Raw genomic sequence first — 14,346 nt, 5'->3', positions numbered from 1 at the left:
ACCGTCACGTCGCCAGCCAGAGGCGCAGTAAGTGACGGCGGCGTTCAAGTTGGGGGTGATCGGTGTAGGCGGTGCGGCTGTGCAGGACGACGTGATTGTTGAGCAACTGCAGGTCACCGGGCCGCAGGTCCATGGTCAGCGCGAAGCGGGGGTCGGCGGTCAGCCGGTCGAGCAGCTCCATCACCTCTGCCTGCGCGGGGGTGAGCGGCGGCACGCCGGCGCCGCGCAGCGCCGAGCGCAGGTAGTCGGGACCGTAGGCGAAGGACACCCCGCCGTCCGGGCGCGGCGTGCACAGCGGCTTGGTGTAGAAGCTGTCGGGGCCGTCTCCGGTGCGGCGGTCGTGCCACCACGGCTGGTAGAGCACCTGGGCCAGGTCGGGGCGGGTGCGTACGACCTCGTTGTGCACCGCGACGGAGCTGACGATGGAGCTGAGCCCGCCGGACCGCGCCGGACGCAGACACAGCAGGGCGACGGCGTCATACGGGTCGCTGTGGTAGCCGAGCCGCCCTCTGTGCTGGTAGCTGCGGGTGACGGCGCCGGCCGGGTCGGCCCCGGTGTCGCGTACGTGTCTCAGCGGCGTCCCGTCCGGGCCCTGCGGGATGATCTGCCCGACGTGGCCGGTCAGACCCAGCGCGACGGCCTCGCACTGCCGCTCGCTCAGCTCACCCACCGGCACGCCGCGCAGCAGCACGAACCCGCGGCCGTGCACGAGCCGCTCACGTACCTCCCTCAGGACGGGTCCAAGCGTCGGCAGCCGGAATCGCCCGGCACCCGGCCCAGTCCTTGCGGCGTCGAGGATCTCCCGCTGGGCTCGCTCGTCGAGGTGGACCTGCCAGTCGCCGCCGTCACGGACCTCCGCCGCCATCCATCCGGCCGGTCCTGACACCTCCGTCACCGCCATCGCGCCGATGCCTCCCTTCCTTCGCCCGGTACCTCGCCTCCTCAACGATCGCCCCCGCATCAGCCGTACGGGACCCGTCATCGCCCACGGCGGAACGTCTTCGCCGACGGCGCAAGACCGGCAGCGCAAGACCGGCAGCGCAAGACGTTGTCGGAACATCCGTTCCAGCATGCGGGCCGCACTGCGAAGGTCGTGAAGCCGCGCCGGCCTCATCCTCGAGGACGTGGCCGGACCAGCCAGAACAGGACCGCCACCGCAACCCCGCTGAGCGTCGCCTCCAGTGGCCCCCTCCCAGCCGTCAAGCTGAGGACGAAGGCGACCGCCCCCAGCGCGGGCGCAGTCACCAGGCCGACCTTGGTACGCAGGTTCATGGCACGCCTTGGCCGTTCGTCCTGGCCAAGGCCGAAGAGGTTCGCGAACAGGTTGGGGAACATGTTGTCGATCTGGTCCTGCAGCCGCGCCGCTTCCCGTGCCTCGGCCGCCGCACGCCTGCGCTTGCCCTGGACTCTGGCCAGTTGCTCGCGGGCCAGATGCAGGTCGATCACCGCTCTGAGCACGCCGACATCCTGGACGAGCCGTTCGTAGAGTGCGACCCTCTCGCCGGCGGCGGCCACGGCCTCCTTCTTCCTGCCCAGCGCGACCAGCAGGGTGACGAACTGGTCGAGCATTCGCGCCAGCTCCAGCCTGGCCGCTGCCTGTGCGTCCGGATCGGCCGGATCCGCCTCCGTGACGGCCTCGCGCAGCCGCTCCGCTGTTTCCCGCGCGTAGGGCAGGGCCTCCTCCTGCCTGTCCAGCGCGGTGAATACGGTCGCCATCCCGGCGAGCATGTTGGTGAGCAGGGGACCGCCGAAGTCTCGGACGGCGACCAGGTGCTCCTGGCCGATGGCGAGGGCCTCTTCCCACCGTTCCAGCCGCTGGAACATGCCCATCAAGCTCACCACGTTCCTGGCCAGCGCTGACTGGAAGGAGCGGATCGGGTGTCTGGCGACGGTCTCACGCGCCAGCGCCACGGCCTCGATCGCGGCCCGCACCCCGTCATCGTGGCGTCCCACGGTGAACAGCTGGGCGGCGTGCGTGCCGAGCATCGTCGGCACCCGGTGCCCGAACGCGTCAGGGTCCGCCTCGGCCAGCCGCCTGCTCAGCGTCATCGCCTCCTGTGAGGCTTCGATCGCCTGCTCCTCGCCCCGCTTCAGCGTCATCCGCAGGTACGCGAGATTGCCCAGGGCCATGGCCAGGCCGCCTTGGAAGTCGAGGTCGTCGGGGTCGGCGGCCACTGCCAGCCGGTGGTTCCGCACGGCCTCCCGCGCCGACTCGATCGCCTCGCTGTTCCTGTCCAGCTGGTAGGCGAGCATTGCGCGGTTGCCCAGTGCCATCGCCAGGTTGAACGGGTCGTCGAGGCCGCGGAGCAGGTCCACCGCTTCCTCCACGGCCGACATGGCCTCCTCGTCGCGATCGGTGCCCATGAGCAGGTTGGCGAGGTTGTTCAGGTTGATGGCGAAGAGGCCCGTGAACCGCGCCGGGTCCTCTCCCACGAGGGCGCGGTAGCCCTCGATCGCCCGCTCCTCGTGGGTGACCGCGTCCTGCGTGCGGTCGACGACCAGCAGGCGGCGCGCGAGAGTGGCGTGGAGCTCAGCTCGCGTGGCCGGGTCGACGCCGGTGGCCAGGCGGTAGGCGACGACGCGCTCGGCGACGGCAGCGATTCCAGCGTCGAGGTCGATGTTCCTGCGCTCGGGGAAGAGCCTCTCGACCGCGTCGAGCACCGCCGGATCGAGGTGCGGTACCTCGGCGAGCGCGGTGAGCGCCGCTCCACCTCCAGCCAGCGCCAGGGCCGGATCCGCGGAAAGGACGTCGGCCAGGCTCTTGCCCACGTGCGGCCACCTCGTGGCCGACGAGGCGAGAAAGGTGATGGCCCGTCCCGCGTAGGCGGGTGGGTCGCCGTCATGGGCCAGCAGCCCGGCGATCGCGCCCGGCGTCCACGGGTCGGCGCCGCCGGCCGCATGGCCGGGCAGAGCCAGCGCCAGCAGGTCCTCCGCCAGCCTGTCGGGGTAGAGCGGTTCCAGGACCCGATCCGGCTCGGCCGGCGGGTAACAGACGGCATGATCGTCGATCAGCTCGTGCGGGTGCCTCGGCAGGCCCAGCCCGCCCAGCACCCCTGCCGCCGCCTCGTAGTTCTGGGCGCCGGTCAGGACAGCGGTGAACACCGTCCTGGCCATCATCTGCGGAGGTGTCGACAGGGCCTGGTTGTCGTGCAGCTCCGTCCAGTGGCGGCGTTCGCGGTCGAGCAGGTAGGCGGAGAACTCCGACGGATCGCCGGGCGGGCTGACGCCTCTGGCGCGTGCGTCGACGGCTACCAGGGCGGCCATGTGCAGGGTCAGCACGAGCTCGAATCCGGGGTCGTCGAGGCGAGGCGGCGCAACCGCATCCGGTACGGCCAGGCCGTACCGTTCGCAGAAGCAGTCGTGAGCGGCGGTGAACACCCGTTCACGGTCGATCGCCGTCCGGGGTAACGGTCCGAGCGGTAGGTCGCCGGTTCGCGCGCCACGTTCGGTCAGTACGGCACGCAGCGCCGGCCAGGACCGCGTCGACCTGGCCACCAGCAGCACCCGCGTGCGTCGATGAGCGTGCAGCAGCGCGTTGGCGAACAGCCAGCTCAGGTGGGAGAGGGGCCACCGATCCGCGTAGTCGACGATCAGCAGCAGGCCGGGCGCCGCCCCGGGGAGCAGGTTCTGGCTCCCGGGAGAGGGGACGGCACGGTGGGCGGCGGTCACGACCTTCCAGCCGCGCTCAGCCACCAGGTCGGCGAACGCGGACACCAGGCGGGTCTTGCCCTGGCCGCCCGGGCCGTGCAACCAGCGCGCCGCCAGTTGCGGCCCCTCCAGCCACGAGGTCAGGTCGGCGAGTTCGGCCTCGCGCCCGTCGAAGGCGACGACCTCGTGGCGGGCGTCGAGCAGCCTGGTGGGCTGTTCGAGCAGCCAGGCGGCGTCCACGGCCGGTGGTCGTGCCCGCTCGATCAGCGTGTAGACGGGACCCGCGTCCTGGAAGACGTTCAGGTCCGCCCCAATGACGCCGTACGCGAAGCCGGCCTCGGCCTGGACCGTCTGTCGGAAGAGCGGCTTCTTCACCGAGCCGGGTCGTCGATGTCGCCGTGGATGATGACGTTGCCCCCTTGCGCGGCGAAGATCCTGCCGTGGTCGCGGGCGATGTTGTTCTGCACCCACGTCATCGACTTCTCCGGGAGCCCGGCCTGCAGCTCGGTCACCAGGTCGCGCAGCTCGCCGGCCAGCTCTGGATGCTCTTCGAGCAGATCCTCGACCTCCAGCTGCCACGCGCCGATCAGCGCCTGGCGGACCCGGTCTTCGTCCTTCCGCGCCACCCGGCCCGCGTTGGTGTCGAGCTGGGCGTCGATCCTGTCCAGTTCGGCCTGGCCGCGCCTGGAAAACAGGCGGGAGAAGCCCGACTTGGCGCTCTCCCATCCGTCTGTGGCCATCGCGCCCACCAGGGTGGTGGCTGCGGTGGCGGCGAGAGCGGACAGAGCCTCTGTGAGCATCGAATCTCCTTCGGGGGAAGCCTGCCACGAGTGTCCATCCCGGGGAGGGATCATTTCAATCGTCGAGCAGCCGCCAGATGAGAGAGCGATCTCGTTCCGCGGCGGCCCGGCGGGGTCACGCGTTCTTCGAGCGCAGGATCCGTTCGACCGCGGGTACGATCTCCGCCTCCGCGGGCTGCTTGGCCACGCCGAGCCCGGCCAGCGTGCGCACCACCGGCGCGTCGTCCAGCGACAGGATGCCGAGCAGGAGGTGCTCGGTGCCGACGAAGTCGTGTTCGAGGCGCAGGGCCTCGCGGGCGGCCAGTTCGAGGGCTTTTCTGCCCTGCGCGGTGAACGGTGTCGGCTGGTCGGGCCGCCCGTCGCCGGGGCCCAGGTCGGCCGTGACGGCGTCCCTGACCGCGTCCAAAGAGGCGCCCAGCGCCACCATGGTCGTGGCGGCCAGCCCTTCGGGCTCGCGCAGCAGGCCCAGCACCAGGTGCCCGACCTCGATGTGGGCGTGGCCGCCGGTATGGGCCTCTTCCTGTGCCTTGACGAGGACGCTGCGTGCCTTGTCGGTGAAGCGGGAGAAGGTGCGCAGGTCCTCCTGAAGGGAACTGGCGTTGCCGCTGCTCTTGGGCACGAAGCGCTTCTGCACGGCTTGCTTGCTGACCCCCATGCTGCGGCCGATGTCGGTCCACGAGGCGCCGGAGCGCCTGGCCTGATCGACGAAGTGGCCGATGAGGTGGTCGGCGACCTCGCCGATGTGCTCGGCCAGGGTGACGGCGTCGGACAGCTCGCCGAGCGGGTCGCCGTCCGGGTGGCGGTCCTTGATCGTGGTGATGAGGTCGTCGAGACGTACGTTGCTCTGCATGCCGTCAACTATAGGTTGACGCATGCCAATCGTCAACCATTGGTTGACGGACGCTCTGGCAGGAGAGGTGGCTGCGCTGGGCGGCCGGGTCGTTGGGTGCTTCGTTCAGCGACGGGGGATCTCGGGTGGGAAGAAGGGCGGGGCTCCCGGGGGGGCAACATGAGCCGGCCGTACTCCTCCAGGACGCTCATGAGCACGGGGAAAGTCCGCGAGATCGCTCAGGAGCGCGCGGAGGCGGATGCCACGGCGGTGGTGTTCTTCAATCCGCTGACCGGCAGGCAGCGTACGGTTCTCAGCGAACTGCTCGGCTGCCCGGTGTTCAGTCGCGCAGATCTCCAGCCGCCTGGAGCATCCGGAGCCGGCTGCGATGAGTGAACGCGAGTACTTCGCCTTCGTGTCCAAGCGGCTGGGCATGTTCTCGTAGGACGGGAGCCGGCGGCCTCACGCCGGGACACGTCTCGTCGCCTTTGCGTACGACCTGATCATCTCCAGGGACAGGACGATCGCGACGGCACCGAGAACCCCGTGGTACCACCGCCAGCCCACGCCGATGCCGACGAAGCCGTCCACGATCATGATGCCGCCCCCGCCCGCGACGGCCAGCCCCATGCCGGCCAGGACGAGCAGCATCAACGCCCTCGGTGCTCTGCGGCCGGCGGGCGTGACCGTGGCCAGGGCGACGCACGCGCCCAGTACGCCGGTCGCGGCCGCGAGCCACTGTGCGGTGGCCGGGTCGAGGAAGTAGCCGGCGGTCTCGGCAGCCGACACGGGCGGCCCGCCCGGGAACCCGAGCCGGGCCTGCGCGGCGAAGGCGGCCTTCCCGGCGGCGTAGCCGAGGAACAGTGCCGCCATCAGGTACGCCGGCCAGCGCCGCGGACGATTCGGATCGCTCATGGGCCCGAGCGTAGGAAGCGCGGGCCGGGCGTCGCCTCCCCGCGGCGGGGAGGGCGGCTCCCTCTCATGGGGGATCAGGCGCGAAAACCCAGGTGAGAATTCCGGACCGCTCGTGCTAGGAAATAGGGCTCATCATCGGACGGGACCAGGGCGGTGCATCGCGTGGCGCGGGCGGCGGAAGACGAGGATGTCGAGCGGAGACGCCGGAGGCGGTGGCCGCTGCTGACGGCGGTGGCGGTCGACTCCGTGGGCACGGGCCTGTATCTCCCGCTGTCCCTGCTGTACTTCCTCAAGGTCACCGACCTGGACCTGGCCACCATCGGCCTGCTGGTCAGCGTGACCACGGCGCTGACGCTGCCGGTGCCGATCGTCGTCGGGCGGCTGGCCGATCGGTTCGGGCCGCGGCTGGTGGTCGCGGGCGGCCAGGCGCTGCAAGGGGTCGGCTTCCTGCTCTACCTGACGGTCTCCGGGGCGGGCTCTCTGGTGGCCGCCGTCCTGGTGACAATGGTGGGGTCGCGGGTCTACTGGTCCTCGATCTTCACGCTCATCGCCGACCACGCCGACCACACCGGGTCGGGGGAGACGAAGGATCACTGGTACGCGCGTACGGGGATGATCAGGGAAGCGGGCGCCGGCGGCGGGGCACTGCTGGCCAGTGCGATGCTCGCCTTCGACTCCACGGGCGTCTACGACGGGCTGATCCTGGGCAGCGCGCTGGCGTTCCTGGCCGCCGCGCTCATGGTGGTGCTGGCCGTGCCGGCGCTCCCGCACGCCCGGCCGCCGACGAACGGCCCCTCCGGGCACCGGGCGCTGCTGCGGGACCGGCCCTACCTCGCGCTGATCGGTACGTGCACGATCTTCGCCCTGTGCAGCACGTTCCTCGCCCTGTCGCTGCCCGTCTACGTCGTCCAGGGCCTGTCCGGCCCCGACTGGGTGCCCGGCCCCCTCCTGGCCATGAACACGCTGCTGCTCGCCACCTGCACGGCGTCCCTCACCCGGTTCGCCCGCCGCCACGGCGCCCGCGCCCGCGCCCTGACCTGGGCCGGCGCGTTGTGGGCGCTGTGGTGCGCCTTGTCGGCGGCCGCCGTCCTGCTGCCGGCGCAGGCGCTGGTGCCGTACCTGGTGGCGGTGGTGCTGGTCTACACCGCCGCGGAGATGATCTCCGGGCCCGCGACGAACGCGCTGGCGGCCGACGCGGCGCCGGCCGGGTCGCGGGGCACGTACCTGGCGGCCTTCCAGTACTCCTTCGCGGTCGCGAACATCGTCGCGCCCGGCCTGTTCGGCCTGCTCTTCAGCCGGCACCACCAGCTTCCCTGGCTCGTCGTCGGCCTGCTCGCGACGCTGGGCGCGGTCCTCATGCTGCGTCTCGAACGCCGGCTGCCGCAAGAGCGCCAACCGGCCGGGGCCGGCGTGCCGGAGAGCGCGGCCTGACGACCCTGGGGCTCAGGTCCCAGACCGCCCGCGTCGGCTTCCCTGCCACAAGGGCTTGACGTCCCTGGAATCGAGGACGCCGGGAGCGCGAGCCTGTGATCGCAGGCGCCATCCACGCCCTGCTCGATCGATTCACGAAAGAGGTCCTCATGGCCGACATCGCCGTACGACGCATCCTGGTCCTGGTCGCCGCTGCCGCGCTCGCCCTGTCCGGCGTCTCGGCTGCCACAGCGTCAGCCGACGATCCGGAGGAGACAGGCACGGTCGAGGGGCCGGGACTGACCGTGATCAGCTACGTCCAGCTCCAGAACGAGCGTAGCGGCAAGTGCCTGGAGGTCAACCAGGCCGGCTCGACCAAGGGCAAGGGCGACAACGCCAAACTCCTGCAGTGGAACTGCCACAGGGGCGCCCAGCAGCAGTGGCACAAGGCGAGCTGAAGGCCGGCTTCCTCAAGAACAGGCGCAGCGGCAGGTGTGCCGAGCCCGACCAGCGGATCGGCAAGGGCCGCGCCGAGGGCGGCCAGGTCCTGCAGTGGACCTGCCACGGCGGCGCCCAGCAGCAGTGGAGACAGCGCTGACCATCAGCGGGATCCTCCGATGATCCGGCCGGGATCAGGCCTGGGCGGGCTGGAAGAGTTCGACGAGGTTGCCCGCGGGGTCGGTGAGCAGGATCTGGCGTCCGCCGGGGCCGGCGACCACCTCGCTGACGAACGACGACACGCCGGCGGCACGCAGGCGGGTGATCTCAGCGTCCAGGTCGGCGACGATGAGGTGGATGCGGTTGCCGCCGGCGCCGAGGCCGGTGGGGGTGGCGCGGGCGCCGGAGCTGGCCGGTCCTGACAGCAGCAGCCGCAGGGGCCCGCGTACGACGTCGGCGAAGGCCGGCGCGGCGTCGAGGCGCACGGTGAAGCCCAGGTGCTCGGTGTAGAAGCCGACTGCGGCGGCCACGTCGTCCACGAGGTAGCGGACGCCGGCGAGTTGTTCGGGGGCGGGTGCGGTCATGGCAGGACCTCCTGGGACATGAGGACGGGCAGCAGGTGGCGGACGCGGCTGTCGATCTCCGCCGCGACGCGGTCGAACGCGAGGTGATCACCGCCGGCGGGGTCGGGGATGCTCCAGTGCACCTTCCTGGAACGGGGCCCGAAGCCGGGGCAGACCTCGCGGACCTTGTCGCACAGGCTGATCACGTAGTCGAAGCGGCGGCCGGTCAGGGTGTCCAGGTGCCGGGGCCGCCGGTCGCTCACGTCGATGCCGTGGCGATCGCGCAGGACGCGTACGGCCTCCGGATGCAACCGCGCGCGGGGATGGCTGCCCGCGCTGGCCGTCTCGACGCGGCCGGCGGTGTGATGGCGCAGCAGGGCCTCGGCGATCGGGGAGCGGGCGCTGTTGCCGGTGCAGGTGAACAGCACGACGGGCGGGCGAACGGATACCGGCGCGGGGGAGGGCGGGGCCGGGGCGAGGCGGAGCGCGGGGTGCAGGAGGGCGCCGGTGCCGGCCAGCGCCTGGGCGCAACGTTCCAGGTCGAGGTGGTAGTAGCTGTCGCGGGCGTCGAAGCTGCTGCGGCGGGCGGTGACCAGCCCGGCGCCGCGCAGCTGCCGCAGGTGGTAGGAGACCAGGTTCTGCGGCTGCGCGATCAGGTCGACCAGCTCGCGGACCCGGTGGTCGCCGGTGGCCAGCTCGGTCAGCAGCCGCCATCGGATCGGATGGGCGGCCAGCTTCACGAAGGACGGGGGCGAACTCGCCATGCAGGCGACAATACATCAAAACAGTTTGATGCATAAGGCTCGGGCCGCACCTGGCCCTGGCTGACGCCGCCTGCCCTTCCTTCCGGTCTGCTTCGACATTAGGTTAGGGTTACCTTTCTTCTGGAGTACGGCCTTGTTTGATCATTTCGTCTGGTCCGTCGTGGCGGTTCCGGTGGCGTTGGTCGTGGTCATCGCGCTGCTCGCCGACCGGCTGCCCCCGGCGCGCGCGGCCAAGGTGCTGGCCTGGTCGGCGGCCGGGACCGCGCTGGCGAGCGTGCTCAACGTGGCGGCGTTCACCGTTGTAGCCGCGGCGGAGATTCCCGTCATCGCCGGATATTTCGGATGGTCCTACCAGACGGTGATCGCCGACACAGGGCATGTGCGCTGGGTTCCGTGGTTGTGCGTGGTCCTGCTGGCGTGGGCGGCGGTGGCCGCCGCCCGGGTGGTGCGGCGGCATCGTGGCGGGCGCGCCTGGGCGGCGGGACTGGCCGCGGCCGAAGCCCACGACGGGGTGGTCATGGTACGGAGCCCGGCGGTGGAGGCGTTCGCCGTGCCGGGCAGGCCCGGCCAGGTCGTGGTCACGACCGGGATGAGGAAGATCCTCACCGATCGGCAGTACGAGGCGCTGCTCGCCCATGAGCGGGCGCATCTCGCTCAGGGCCATCCCCTGCTGGTGTTGCTGAGCGACCTGGCCGGCGCGCTCCACCCCGCGCTGTGGTGGGTCTCCGGCCGGGTCGGCTACCTGAGCGAACGTGCCGCCGACGAGCACGCGGCTGCGGTGGTCGGCGATCGTACGGTCGTGGCCGGGGCGATCGGGACGGCGGCGCTCGCCGCCCACGGCCGGCCGCCGCTGAAGGACATCCGGTTCGCGTCGTTCGCCAGGCCGAGGCGCCCTGGCGCGATACCGCGCAGGGTCGCCGCGCTGCTCGGCCACCCGAACGCCGGCGGCCGGGCGTGGCCGACCGCCGGCGTTCTGACGGCCATTCCGGTAGTGCTGGCGGTGAGTTCGCTCGTCTGGACCGGAGAGGCGCTCTACGATCTGGTCGAACTGCTCGTCCTCGCCCACGGCGCCCTGCATTGAGCCCACGCCGCCCTGCACTGAGGCGACGCCGTCCTGCGCTGAGGCGGCGTCCGAAGGACGATCTGCTTATTTCGCCGTCGCGTTCATCGCCTCGCCGGATCCGGGAAACAATCCCAGCAGGACGCCGCCGGCGGCCAGCAGCGTCGCGGGTGCAAGCGCTGCCCAGCGGTGCCGGCCGGGTAGACCGCGCAGCGCGGCCACACCGGCCAGAATCGTGATCCCGAACAGGAAGAAACCGGTGTTCATCACCCATGCCAGCGGTGAGTACATGTGCTGCCCGAACAGTGTCGAGGGCCCGTGGACTCCGAGATTGCTGATGAAGTGGTACGTGTAGCTGTAGGGCGGGTCCGTCCATGCCGCGGCGGCGATGAACTCGGCGAGTAGGACGATCATCGGCCCCGCGATGAGCAAGGCTCCCGCGGTTCGGTGCTGCCAAGGCCGGCGCGCGTCGGGGACAAGCGCTTCAGGCTTTGCGTCGTTCGCGGGTTCGTTTCGTTCGAGGCTCGAGAACGGGTTGATGTTGCCGGCCATGGTCATGGTCCTTTCCGGTGTCGGCGCTGGTTCGCCGGGGTCGGTGCGAGTTCGTGCCGAGTCGCCGCAGCAGGGGGATCCCAGCCACCCGATAACTTCACTTGCACACTTACTATACCGAGACTACTTTTACCGTCAATGTAGTTGGAGTTCGGCACTAGTAGGATCTGGTCATGGTTGACGGAACGGCCGTGGGACGGCGGGAGCGCAAGAAGGCAGCAACGCGGGCGGCGATCTTGGACGCGGCGACGACGCTCTTTCTCGAGCGCGGCTTCGACGGGGTCAGCGTTCGCGAGATCGCCGACAAGGCGGACGTCTCACCCAAGACGGTCTTCACGCATTTCCCGCAGAAGGAGGCGCTCGTCTTCAGCGACGAGGACGAACGGCATGAGCGCCTCGTGGCCGCGGTCAGCGGCCGGGCGCCGGGGACGACGATCTCCGACGCGCTGAAGGCGCACTACCTCTCCGAGATCGCCGCGATGAGGTCCGGGCCCCAACGCCGGATCCTCACTCTCATGGAAGAGACACCGGCCCTGATCGATTACGCGGAGAAGATGTGGTTCCGCCATGAGGGCGCCCTCGTTGCCGCGATCGCCGAGGAGCTCGGGCACACGGAGCCGACCGACGAGATCCGCTTCTACGTCCGTTTCGCCCTGCAGATCCAGCTCAGCGCCGCCCACGAGGCAAGTCCGGAATCGACCATCGACGCAGGATTCCGGCTTCTCGACGAAGGCTGGGCGCGCTACCACGAGGCCAGAGACCAGAGCGCATCCGGGTGAAGACGCGCGAGCGGTAGCCTCGCCGAGGCGGACGGAGGCCCCCGGTCACGGGGCTTTGCCGGGGCCCGCAACACTGATCCCGAGCGCTGCGGGCTGTTCGTCGTGAACCCGCGGGTGAAGCGCCGCAGGAGTGAAGCGATGTCGCGGAGACTTTCCGCAGGTGGGCACGGCGAACCGTCGATGCGCCGCAACGATCGGGAGGATAAAGAACAAGCTCAGACCGCCCTCACTCGAACAGGGCGCGCCCCCAATAATCCCCGGCGTCCCTGACGCCGGGCGGGCAGGCGAACACACCGCTCGACACGTGCTTGATGTACTCGTTGAGGCGATCGGCTCTGGCCAGCCCCATCTGGACCGGTACGAACTGCGTCCGCGGATCACGCTGGTAGGCGATGAAGAAGAGCCCCGCGTCCAGCCGGCCGAGCCCGTCGGAGCCGTCGACGTAGTTGTAGCCGCGCCGCAGCAGGTGCGCGCCGCCGTGGCTGCTGGGGTGCGCCAGCCGTACGTGGGCGTCCGGCTGCATGGCCGCCAGGTCGACCGGGTCGAACTCGTTCTTCTTGCCCACCGGCGCGCCCTCGCCCTTGCTGCGGCCGAAGATCTCCTCCTGCTCGCGCAGCGAGGTGCGGTCCCACGTCTCGACGATCATGCGGATCTTCCTGGTCACCAGGTAGCTGCCGCCCGCCATCCAGCCGGCGCCGTCCTCCGCCCTGGCCCAGAGCTGGTCGCGGAGCAGGTCCGCGTCCTCCAGCTTCATGTTGTTGGTGCCGTCCTTGAAGCCCATCAGGTTGCGCGGGGTCACCTGGGCGCGCGAGGTGGAGGACGTACGGCCGAAGCCGAGCTGCGACCAGCGCACCGACACCTTGCCGAAGCCGATCCTGGTCAGGTTGCGGATGGCGTGCACGGCGACCTGCGGATCGTGCGCGCACGCCTGCACGCACAGGTCGCCCCCCGAGATCTCCGGCACCAGCTGCTCACCGGGGAACTTCGGCAGGTCGGCCAGGGCCGCGGGGCGCTTGGCCGCCAGCCCGAAGCGGCGGTCGAACAGGGACGGGCCGAACCCTATCGTCAGCGTCAGCCCCGAGGCGGGCAGTCCGAGCGCCTCACCGGTGTCGTCGGGCGCCGCCTCGGGCGAGCCGCCGACCGCGCCGAGGGCGCCGGCCTCCCTGCCCTGGGTGAGCCGGGCGGCCGCGGCCGTCCACTCCTGCAGCAGGTCCACCAGCTCGGCCCGCTTGTCGGTGACGACGTCGAAGGCGACGAAGTGCAGCCGGTCCTGGGCGGGGGTGACGATGCCCGCCTGATGCTCGCCGTAGAAGGGGAAGGGGTCGGCGGTGCCGGCGTGCGCGGCCGTCGGTTCCTGGACGAGTGAGCGGGAGGCGATCACGCCTGCGCCCGCTGCCGCGACTCCGGCCGCGCCGAGGCCGAAGACCTTCCTGCGACTCAGCCGTCCGTTCATCGCGCCACGATCGGTGCGATCTTGCTGATCGGCTCGGCCAGCGCGTTGATCACGTCGGACAGGCTCTTCAGCTCGGACTTCGACAGCTCGTCGTGCAGTCGCCAGCCGTCGCCCTTGCGGTGCTCGCCCAGCTCGGCCTCGGCGGCGGCGAACTTCTCGTCCAGGGTCTTGACCAGGTCGGGCGCCCGCTCCTCCAGCACCGGGCGCAGCGCCTGCACCGCGGCCTTGGAGCCCTGGAGGTTGGCGTCGAAGTCCCACAGGTCGGTGTGCGACCAGGTGTCCTCCTCGCCGGTGATCTTCCCGGTGGCCACCTCGTCGAGCAGTTCCTTGGCGCCGTTGGCCAGGTTGAGCGGGGTCAGCTCGGCGGCGTTGGCCTTGGTCACGATGGTCTTGACGTCGGCGATGAGCTTGTCGGCGACGGGTCCGTCCTCGCTGACGTCCTTGGTGATCCACAGATCCTTCTCGATCTTGTGGAAGCCGGTCCACTCCTCGCCGTCGGCCAGGTCCGCCTCGCGGGCGTCGATGGCCGGGTCGAGGTCGCCGAAGATCTCCGCCACCGGCTCGATGCGCTCCCAGTACGTACGCGAGACAGGGAAGAGCTCCTTGGCCTTGCCGATGTCGCCCGCCTTGACCGCGTCCACGAACTCCTGCGTCTTGACCAGCAGCGTGTCACTCTGCGACTTGACGTAGCGCTGGTAGCTCCTGGTGGCCTCGGCGAGCTTGGCGTCGGCGGTGAGCGGTTTGTGCTCGCCGGTCACCTTCAGCGGGTTGCGGATGCCCTTGCCGATCATGCCGGGCTTGCACGCCGTCTCGTACGTCCCGGCCGGCAGCTCGGCGATCAGCTCGCGGGTCAGCCCGGGGACGATGTTCTCCACCTCGGCCAGCACGCGGTCGCCCGCGGCGTAGACGTAGAACTCGGTCACCTTGCTGCCGCCGTTCGTGATCGCGAACGTGCTGGTGCCCGCGGGGACCTCCGAGACGGCGACCTTGCACTCGGTGTCGCTCGCGGCCACGGCGACCTTGCCCGGCTTCGGCGCCGCGCCGGGGGCGGGGGTCTCCGCCGCGCAGGCGGTCAGCGCGGTCAGCGCGGCGAGGGCGAGCGCGCCGGTGGTGAGACGGATGGTGACGGACATGG

The 14,346-nt window shown here is 70.7% G+C and carries 16 protein-coding genes; 6 read left to right on the top strand and 10 right to left on the bottom strand.

Features of this window, described 5'->3' with window-relative positions; all coding sequences use genetic code 11:
- Positions 1 to 4: 4 nt before the first annotated feature.
- The 4 genes from AB0C27_RS49415 to AB0C27_RS49400 all read right to left on the bottom strand — a co-directional run bounded on the left by AB0C27_RS49415 (position 5) and on the right by AB0C27_RS49400 (position 5,298).
- Positions 5 to 901 carry a TauD/TfdA family dioxygenase gene (locus AB0C27_RS49415; protein ID WP_357860937.1) on the bottom strand — a complete coding sequence of 299 codons (897 nt, stop codon included), beginning with the start codon at positions 899 to 901 and terminating at the stop codon, positions 5 to 7.
- Between the two features lie 209 nt (positions 902 to 1,110).
- Positions 1,111 to 4,023, bottom strand: a complete 2,913-nt coding sequence (locus AB0C27_RS49410; RefSeq protein ID WP_357860934.1) for a tetratricopeptide repeat protein — start codon at positions 4,021 to 4,023, stop codon at positions 1,111 to 1,113.
- Positions 4,020 to 4,448, bottom strand: a complete 429-nt coding sequence (locus AB0C27_RS49405) for a hypothetical protein (protein ID WP_357860931.1) — start codon at positions 4,446 to 4,448, stop codon at positions 4,020 to 4,022. The genes AB0C27_RS49410 and AB0C27_RS49405 overlap by 4 nt, the downstream gene beginning before the upstream one ends.
- A 115-nt stretch (positions 4,449 to 4,563) precedes the next feature.
- A complete protein-coding gene (locus AB0C27_RS49400) occupies positions 4,564 to 5,298 on the bottom strand; it encodes a Clp protease N-terminal domain-containing protein (RefSeq protein WP_357860928.1) in 735 nt (244 codons plus the stop codon).
- 159 nt (positions 5,299 to 5,457) lie between these two features.
- Between AB0C27_RS49400 and AB0C27_RS49395 the strand changes: the two genes are divergently transcribed.
- Positions 5,458 to 5,673, top strand: a complete 216-nt coding sequence (locus AB0C27_RS49395; RefSeq protein ID WP_357860925.1) for a hypothetical protein — start codon at positions 5,458 to 5,460, stop codon at positions 5,671 to 5,673.
- A gap of 66 nt (positions 5,674 to 5,739) precedes the next feature.
- Here the strand turns inward: AB0C27_RS49395 and AB0C27_RS49390 are convergent, their stop codons facing one another.
- Positions 5,740 to 6,192, bottom strand: coding sequence for a hypothetical protein (locus tag AB0C27_RS49390; RefSeq protein WP_357860923.1), 453 nt, complete (start codon positions 6,190 to 6,192; stop codon positions 5,740 to 5,742).
- 153 nt (positions 6,193 to 6,345) lie between these two features.
- Here AB0C27_RS49390 and AB0C27_RS49385 point away from each other — a divergent pair, with 153 nt between their 5' ends.
- From AB0C27_RS49385 to AB0C27_RS49375, 3 genes are all read left to right on the top strand, one after another.
- A complete protein-coding gene (locus AB0C27_RS49385) occupies positions 6,346 to 7,623 on the top strand; it encodes an MFS transporter (protein ID WP_357860920.1) in 1,278 nt (425 codons plus the stop codon).
- Positions 7,624 to 7,718: 95 nt separating this feature from the next.
- Positions 7,719 to 8,060 carry an RICIN domain-containing protein gene (locus tag AB0C27_RS49380; protein ID WP_357860917.1) on the top strand — a complete coding sequence of 114 codons (342 nt, stop codon included), beginning with the start codon at positions 7,719 to 7,721 and terminating at the stop codon, positions 8,058 to 8,060.
- Entirely contained in the window at positions 8,042 to 8,200 is a 159-nt protein-coding gene (locus tag AB0C27_RS49375) for an RICIN domain-containing protein (protein ID WP_357860914.1), read from the top strand. The genes AB0C27_RS49380 and AB0C27_RS49375 overlap by 19 nt, the downstream gene beginning before the upstream one ends.
- Positions 8,201 to 8,234: 34 nt before the next feature.
- Here the strand turns inward: AB0C27_RS49375 and AB0C27_RS49370 are convergent, their stop codons facing one another.
- Positions 8,235 to 8,624 carry a VOC family protein gene (locus tag AB0C27_RS49370; RefSeq protein WP_357860911.1) on the bottom strand — a complete coding sequence of 130 codons (390 nt, stop codon included), beginning with the start codon at positions 8,622 to 8,624 and terminating at the stop codon, positions 8,235 to 8,237.
- Entirely contained in the window at positions 8,621 to 9,367 is a 747-nt protein-coding gene (locus AB0C27_RS49365) for an ArsR family transcriptional regulator (protein WP_357860908.1), read from the bottom strand. Before AB0C27_RS49365 ends, AB0C27_RS49370 begins: the two co-directional genes overlap by 4 nt.
- A gap of 133 nt (positions 9,368 to 9,500) precedes the next feature.
- Here AB0C27_RS49365 and AB0C27_RS49360 point away from each other — a divergent pair, with 133 nt between their 5' ends.
- Positions 9,501 to 10,448: a M56 family metallopeptidase gene (locus tag AB0C27_RS49360; protein WP_357860905.1), complete on the top strand. Its 948-nt coding sequence runs from the start codon at positions 9,501 to 9,503 to the stop codon at positions 10,446 to 10,448.
- Positions 10,449 to 10,514: 66 nt separating this feature from the next.
- On the opposite strand, the gene AB0C27_RS49355 is transcribed toward AB0C27_RS49360, so the two are convergent.
- Positions 10,515 to 10,979, bottom strand: coding sequence for a DUF998 domain-containing protein (locus AB0C27_RS49355; protein WP_357860902.1), 465 nt, complete (start codon positions 10,977 to 10,979; stop codon positions 10,515 to 10,517).
- A gap of 173 nt (positions 10,980 to 11,152) precedes the next feature.
- Here AB0C27_RS49355 and AB0C27_RS49350 point away from each other — a divergent pair, with 173 nt between their 5' ends.
- A complete protein-coding gene (locus AB0C27_RS49350; protein WP_357860899.1) occupies positions 11,153 to 11,758 on the top strand; it encodes a helix-turn-helix domain-containing protein in 606 nt (201 codons plus the stop codon).
- A gap of 226 nt (positions 11,759 to 11,984) precedes the next feature.
- Here AB0C27_RS49350 and efeB read toward each other — a convergent pair whose 3' ends face one another.
- Both efeB and efeO read right to left on the bottom strand, forming a co-directional pair.
- A complete protein-coding gene (gene efeB / locus AB0C27_RS49345; RefSeq protein ID WP_357860896.1) occupies positions 11,985 to 13,211 on the bottom strand; it encodes an iron uptake transporter deferrochelatase/peroxidase subunit in 1,227 nt (408 codons plus the stop codon).
- The gene (gene efeO / locus AB0C27_RS49340) at positions 13,208 to 14,344 is read right to left on the bottom strand and encodes an iron uptake system protein EfeO (protein ID WP_357860893.1); all 1,137 of its coding nucleotides are present in this window, start codon (positions 14,342 to 14,344) and stop codon (positions 13,208 to 13,210) included. The genes efeB and efeO overlap by 4 nt, the downstream gene beginning before the upstream one ends.
- Positions 14,345 to 14,346: the final 2 nt, after the last annotated feature.

The sequence above is a fragment of the Nonomuraea sp. NPDC048882 genome, assembly GCF_040649755.1.
GTDB classification, from domain to species: Bacteria; Actinomycetota; Actinomycetes; order Streptosporangiales; family Streptosporangiaceae; genus Nonomuraea; species Nonomuraea maheshkhaliensis.
This window is presented reverse-complemented; position numbering and strand designations above follow the sequence as displayed.

Excerpts from the sequence above, each read along its gene's own strand:
- AB0C27_RS49370 (WP_357860911.1), bottom strand. The coding sequence starts at position 8,624 with ATGACCGCACCCGCCCCCGAACAACTCGCCGGCGTCCGCTACCTCGTG.
- efeO (WP_357860893.1), bottom strand. The coding sequence starts at position 14,344 with ATGTCCGTCACCATCCGTCTCACCACCGGCGCGCTCGCCCTCGCCGCG.
- AB0C27_RS49400 (WP_357860928.1), bottom strand. The coding sequence starts at position 5,298 with ATGCAGAGCAACGTACGTCTCGACGACCTCATCACCACGATCAAGGAC.
- AB0C27_RS49350 (WP_357860899.1), top strand. The coding sequence starts at position 11,153 with ATGGTTGACGGAACGGCCGTGGGACGGCGGGAGCGCAAGAAGGCAGCA.
- AB0C27_RS49355 (WP_357860902.1), bottom strand. The coding sequence starts at position 10,979 with ATGGCCGGCAACATCAACCCGTTCTCGAGCCTCGAACGAAACGAACCC.
- AB0C27_RS49405 (WP_357860931.1), bottom strand. The coding sequence starts at position 4,448 with ATGCTCACAGAGGCTCTGTCCGCTCTCGCCGCCACCGCAGCCACCACC.
- efeB (WP_357860896.1), bottom strand. The coding sequence starts at position 13,211 with ATGAACGGACGGCTGAGTCGCAGGAAGGTCTTCGGCCTCGGCGCGGCC.
- AB0C27_RS49365 (WP_357860908.1), bottom strand. The coding sequence starts at position 9,367 with ATGGCGAGTTCGCCCCCGTCCTTCGTGAAGCTGGCCGCCCATCCGATC.
- AB0C27_RS49415 (WP_357860937.1), bottom strand. The coding sequence starts at position 901 with ATGGCGGTGACGGAGGTGTCAGGACCGGCCGGATGGATGGCGGCGGAG.
- AB0C27_RS49395 (WP_357860925.1), top strand. The coding sequence starts at position 5,458 with ATGAGCCGGCCGTACTCCTCCAGGACGCTCATGAGCACGGGGAAAGTC.
- AB0C27_RS49390 (WP_357860923.1), bottom strand. The coding sequence starts at position 6,192 with ATGAGCGATCCGAATCGTCCGCGGCGCTGGCCGGCGTACCTGATGGCG.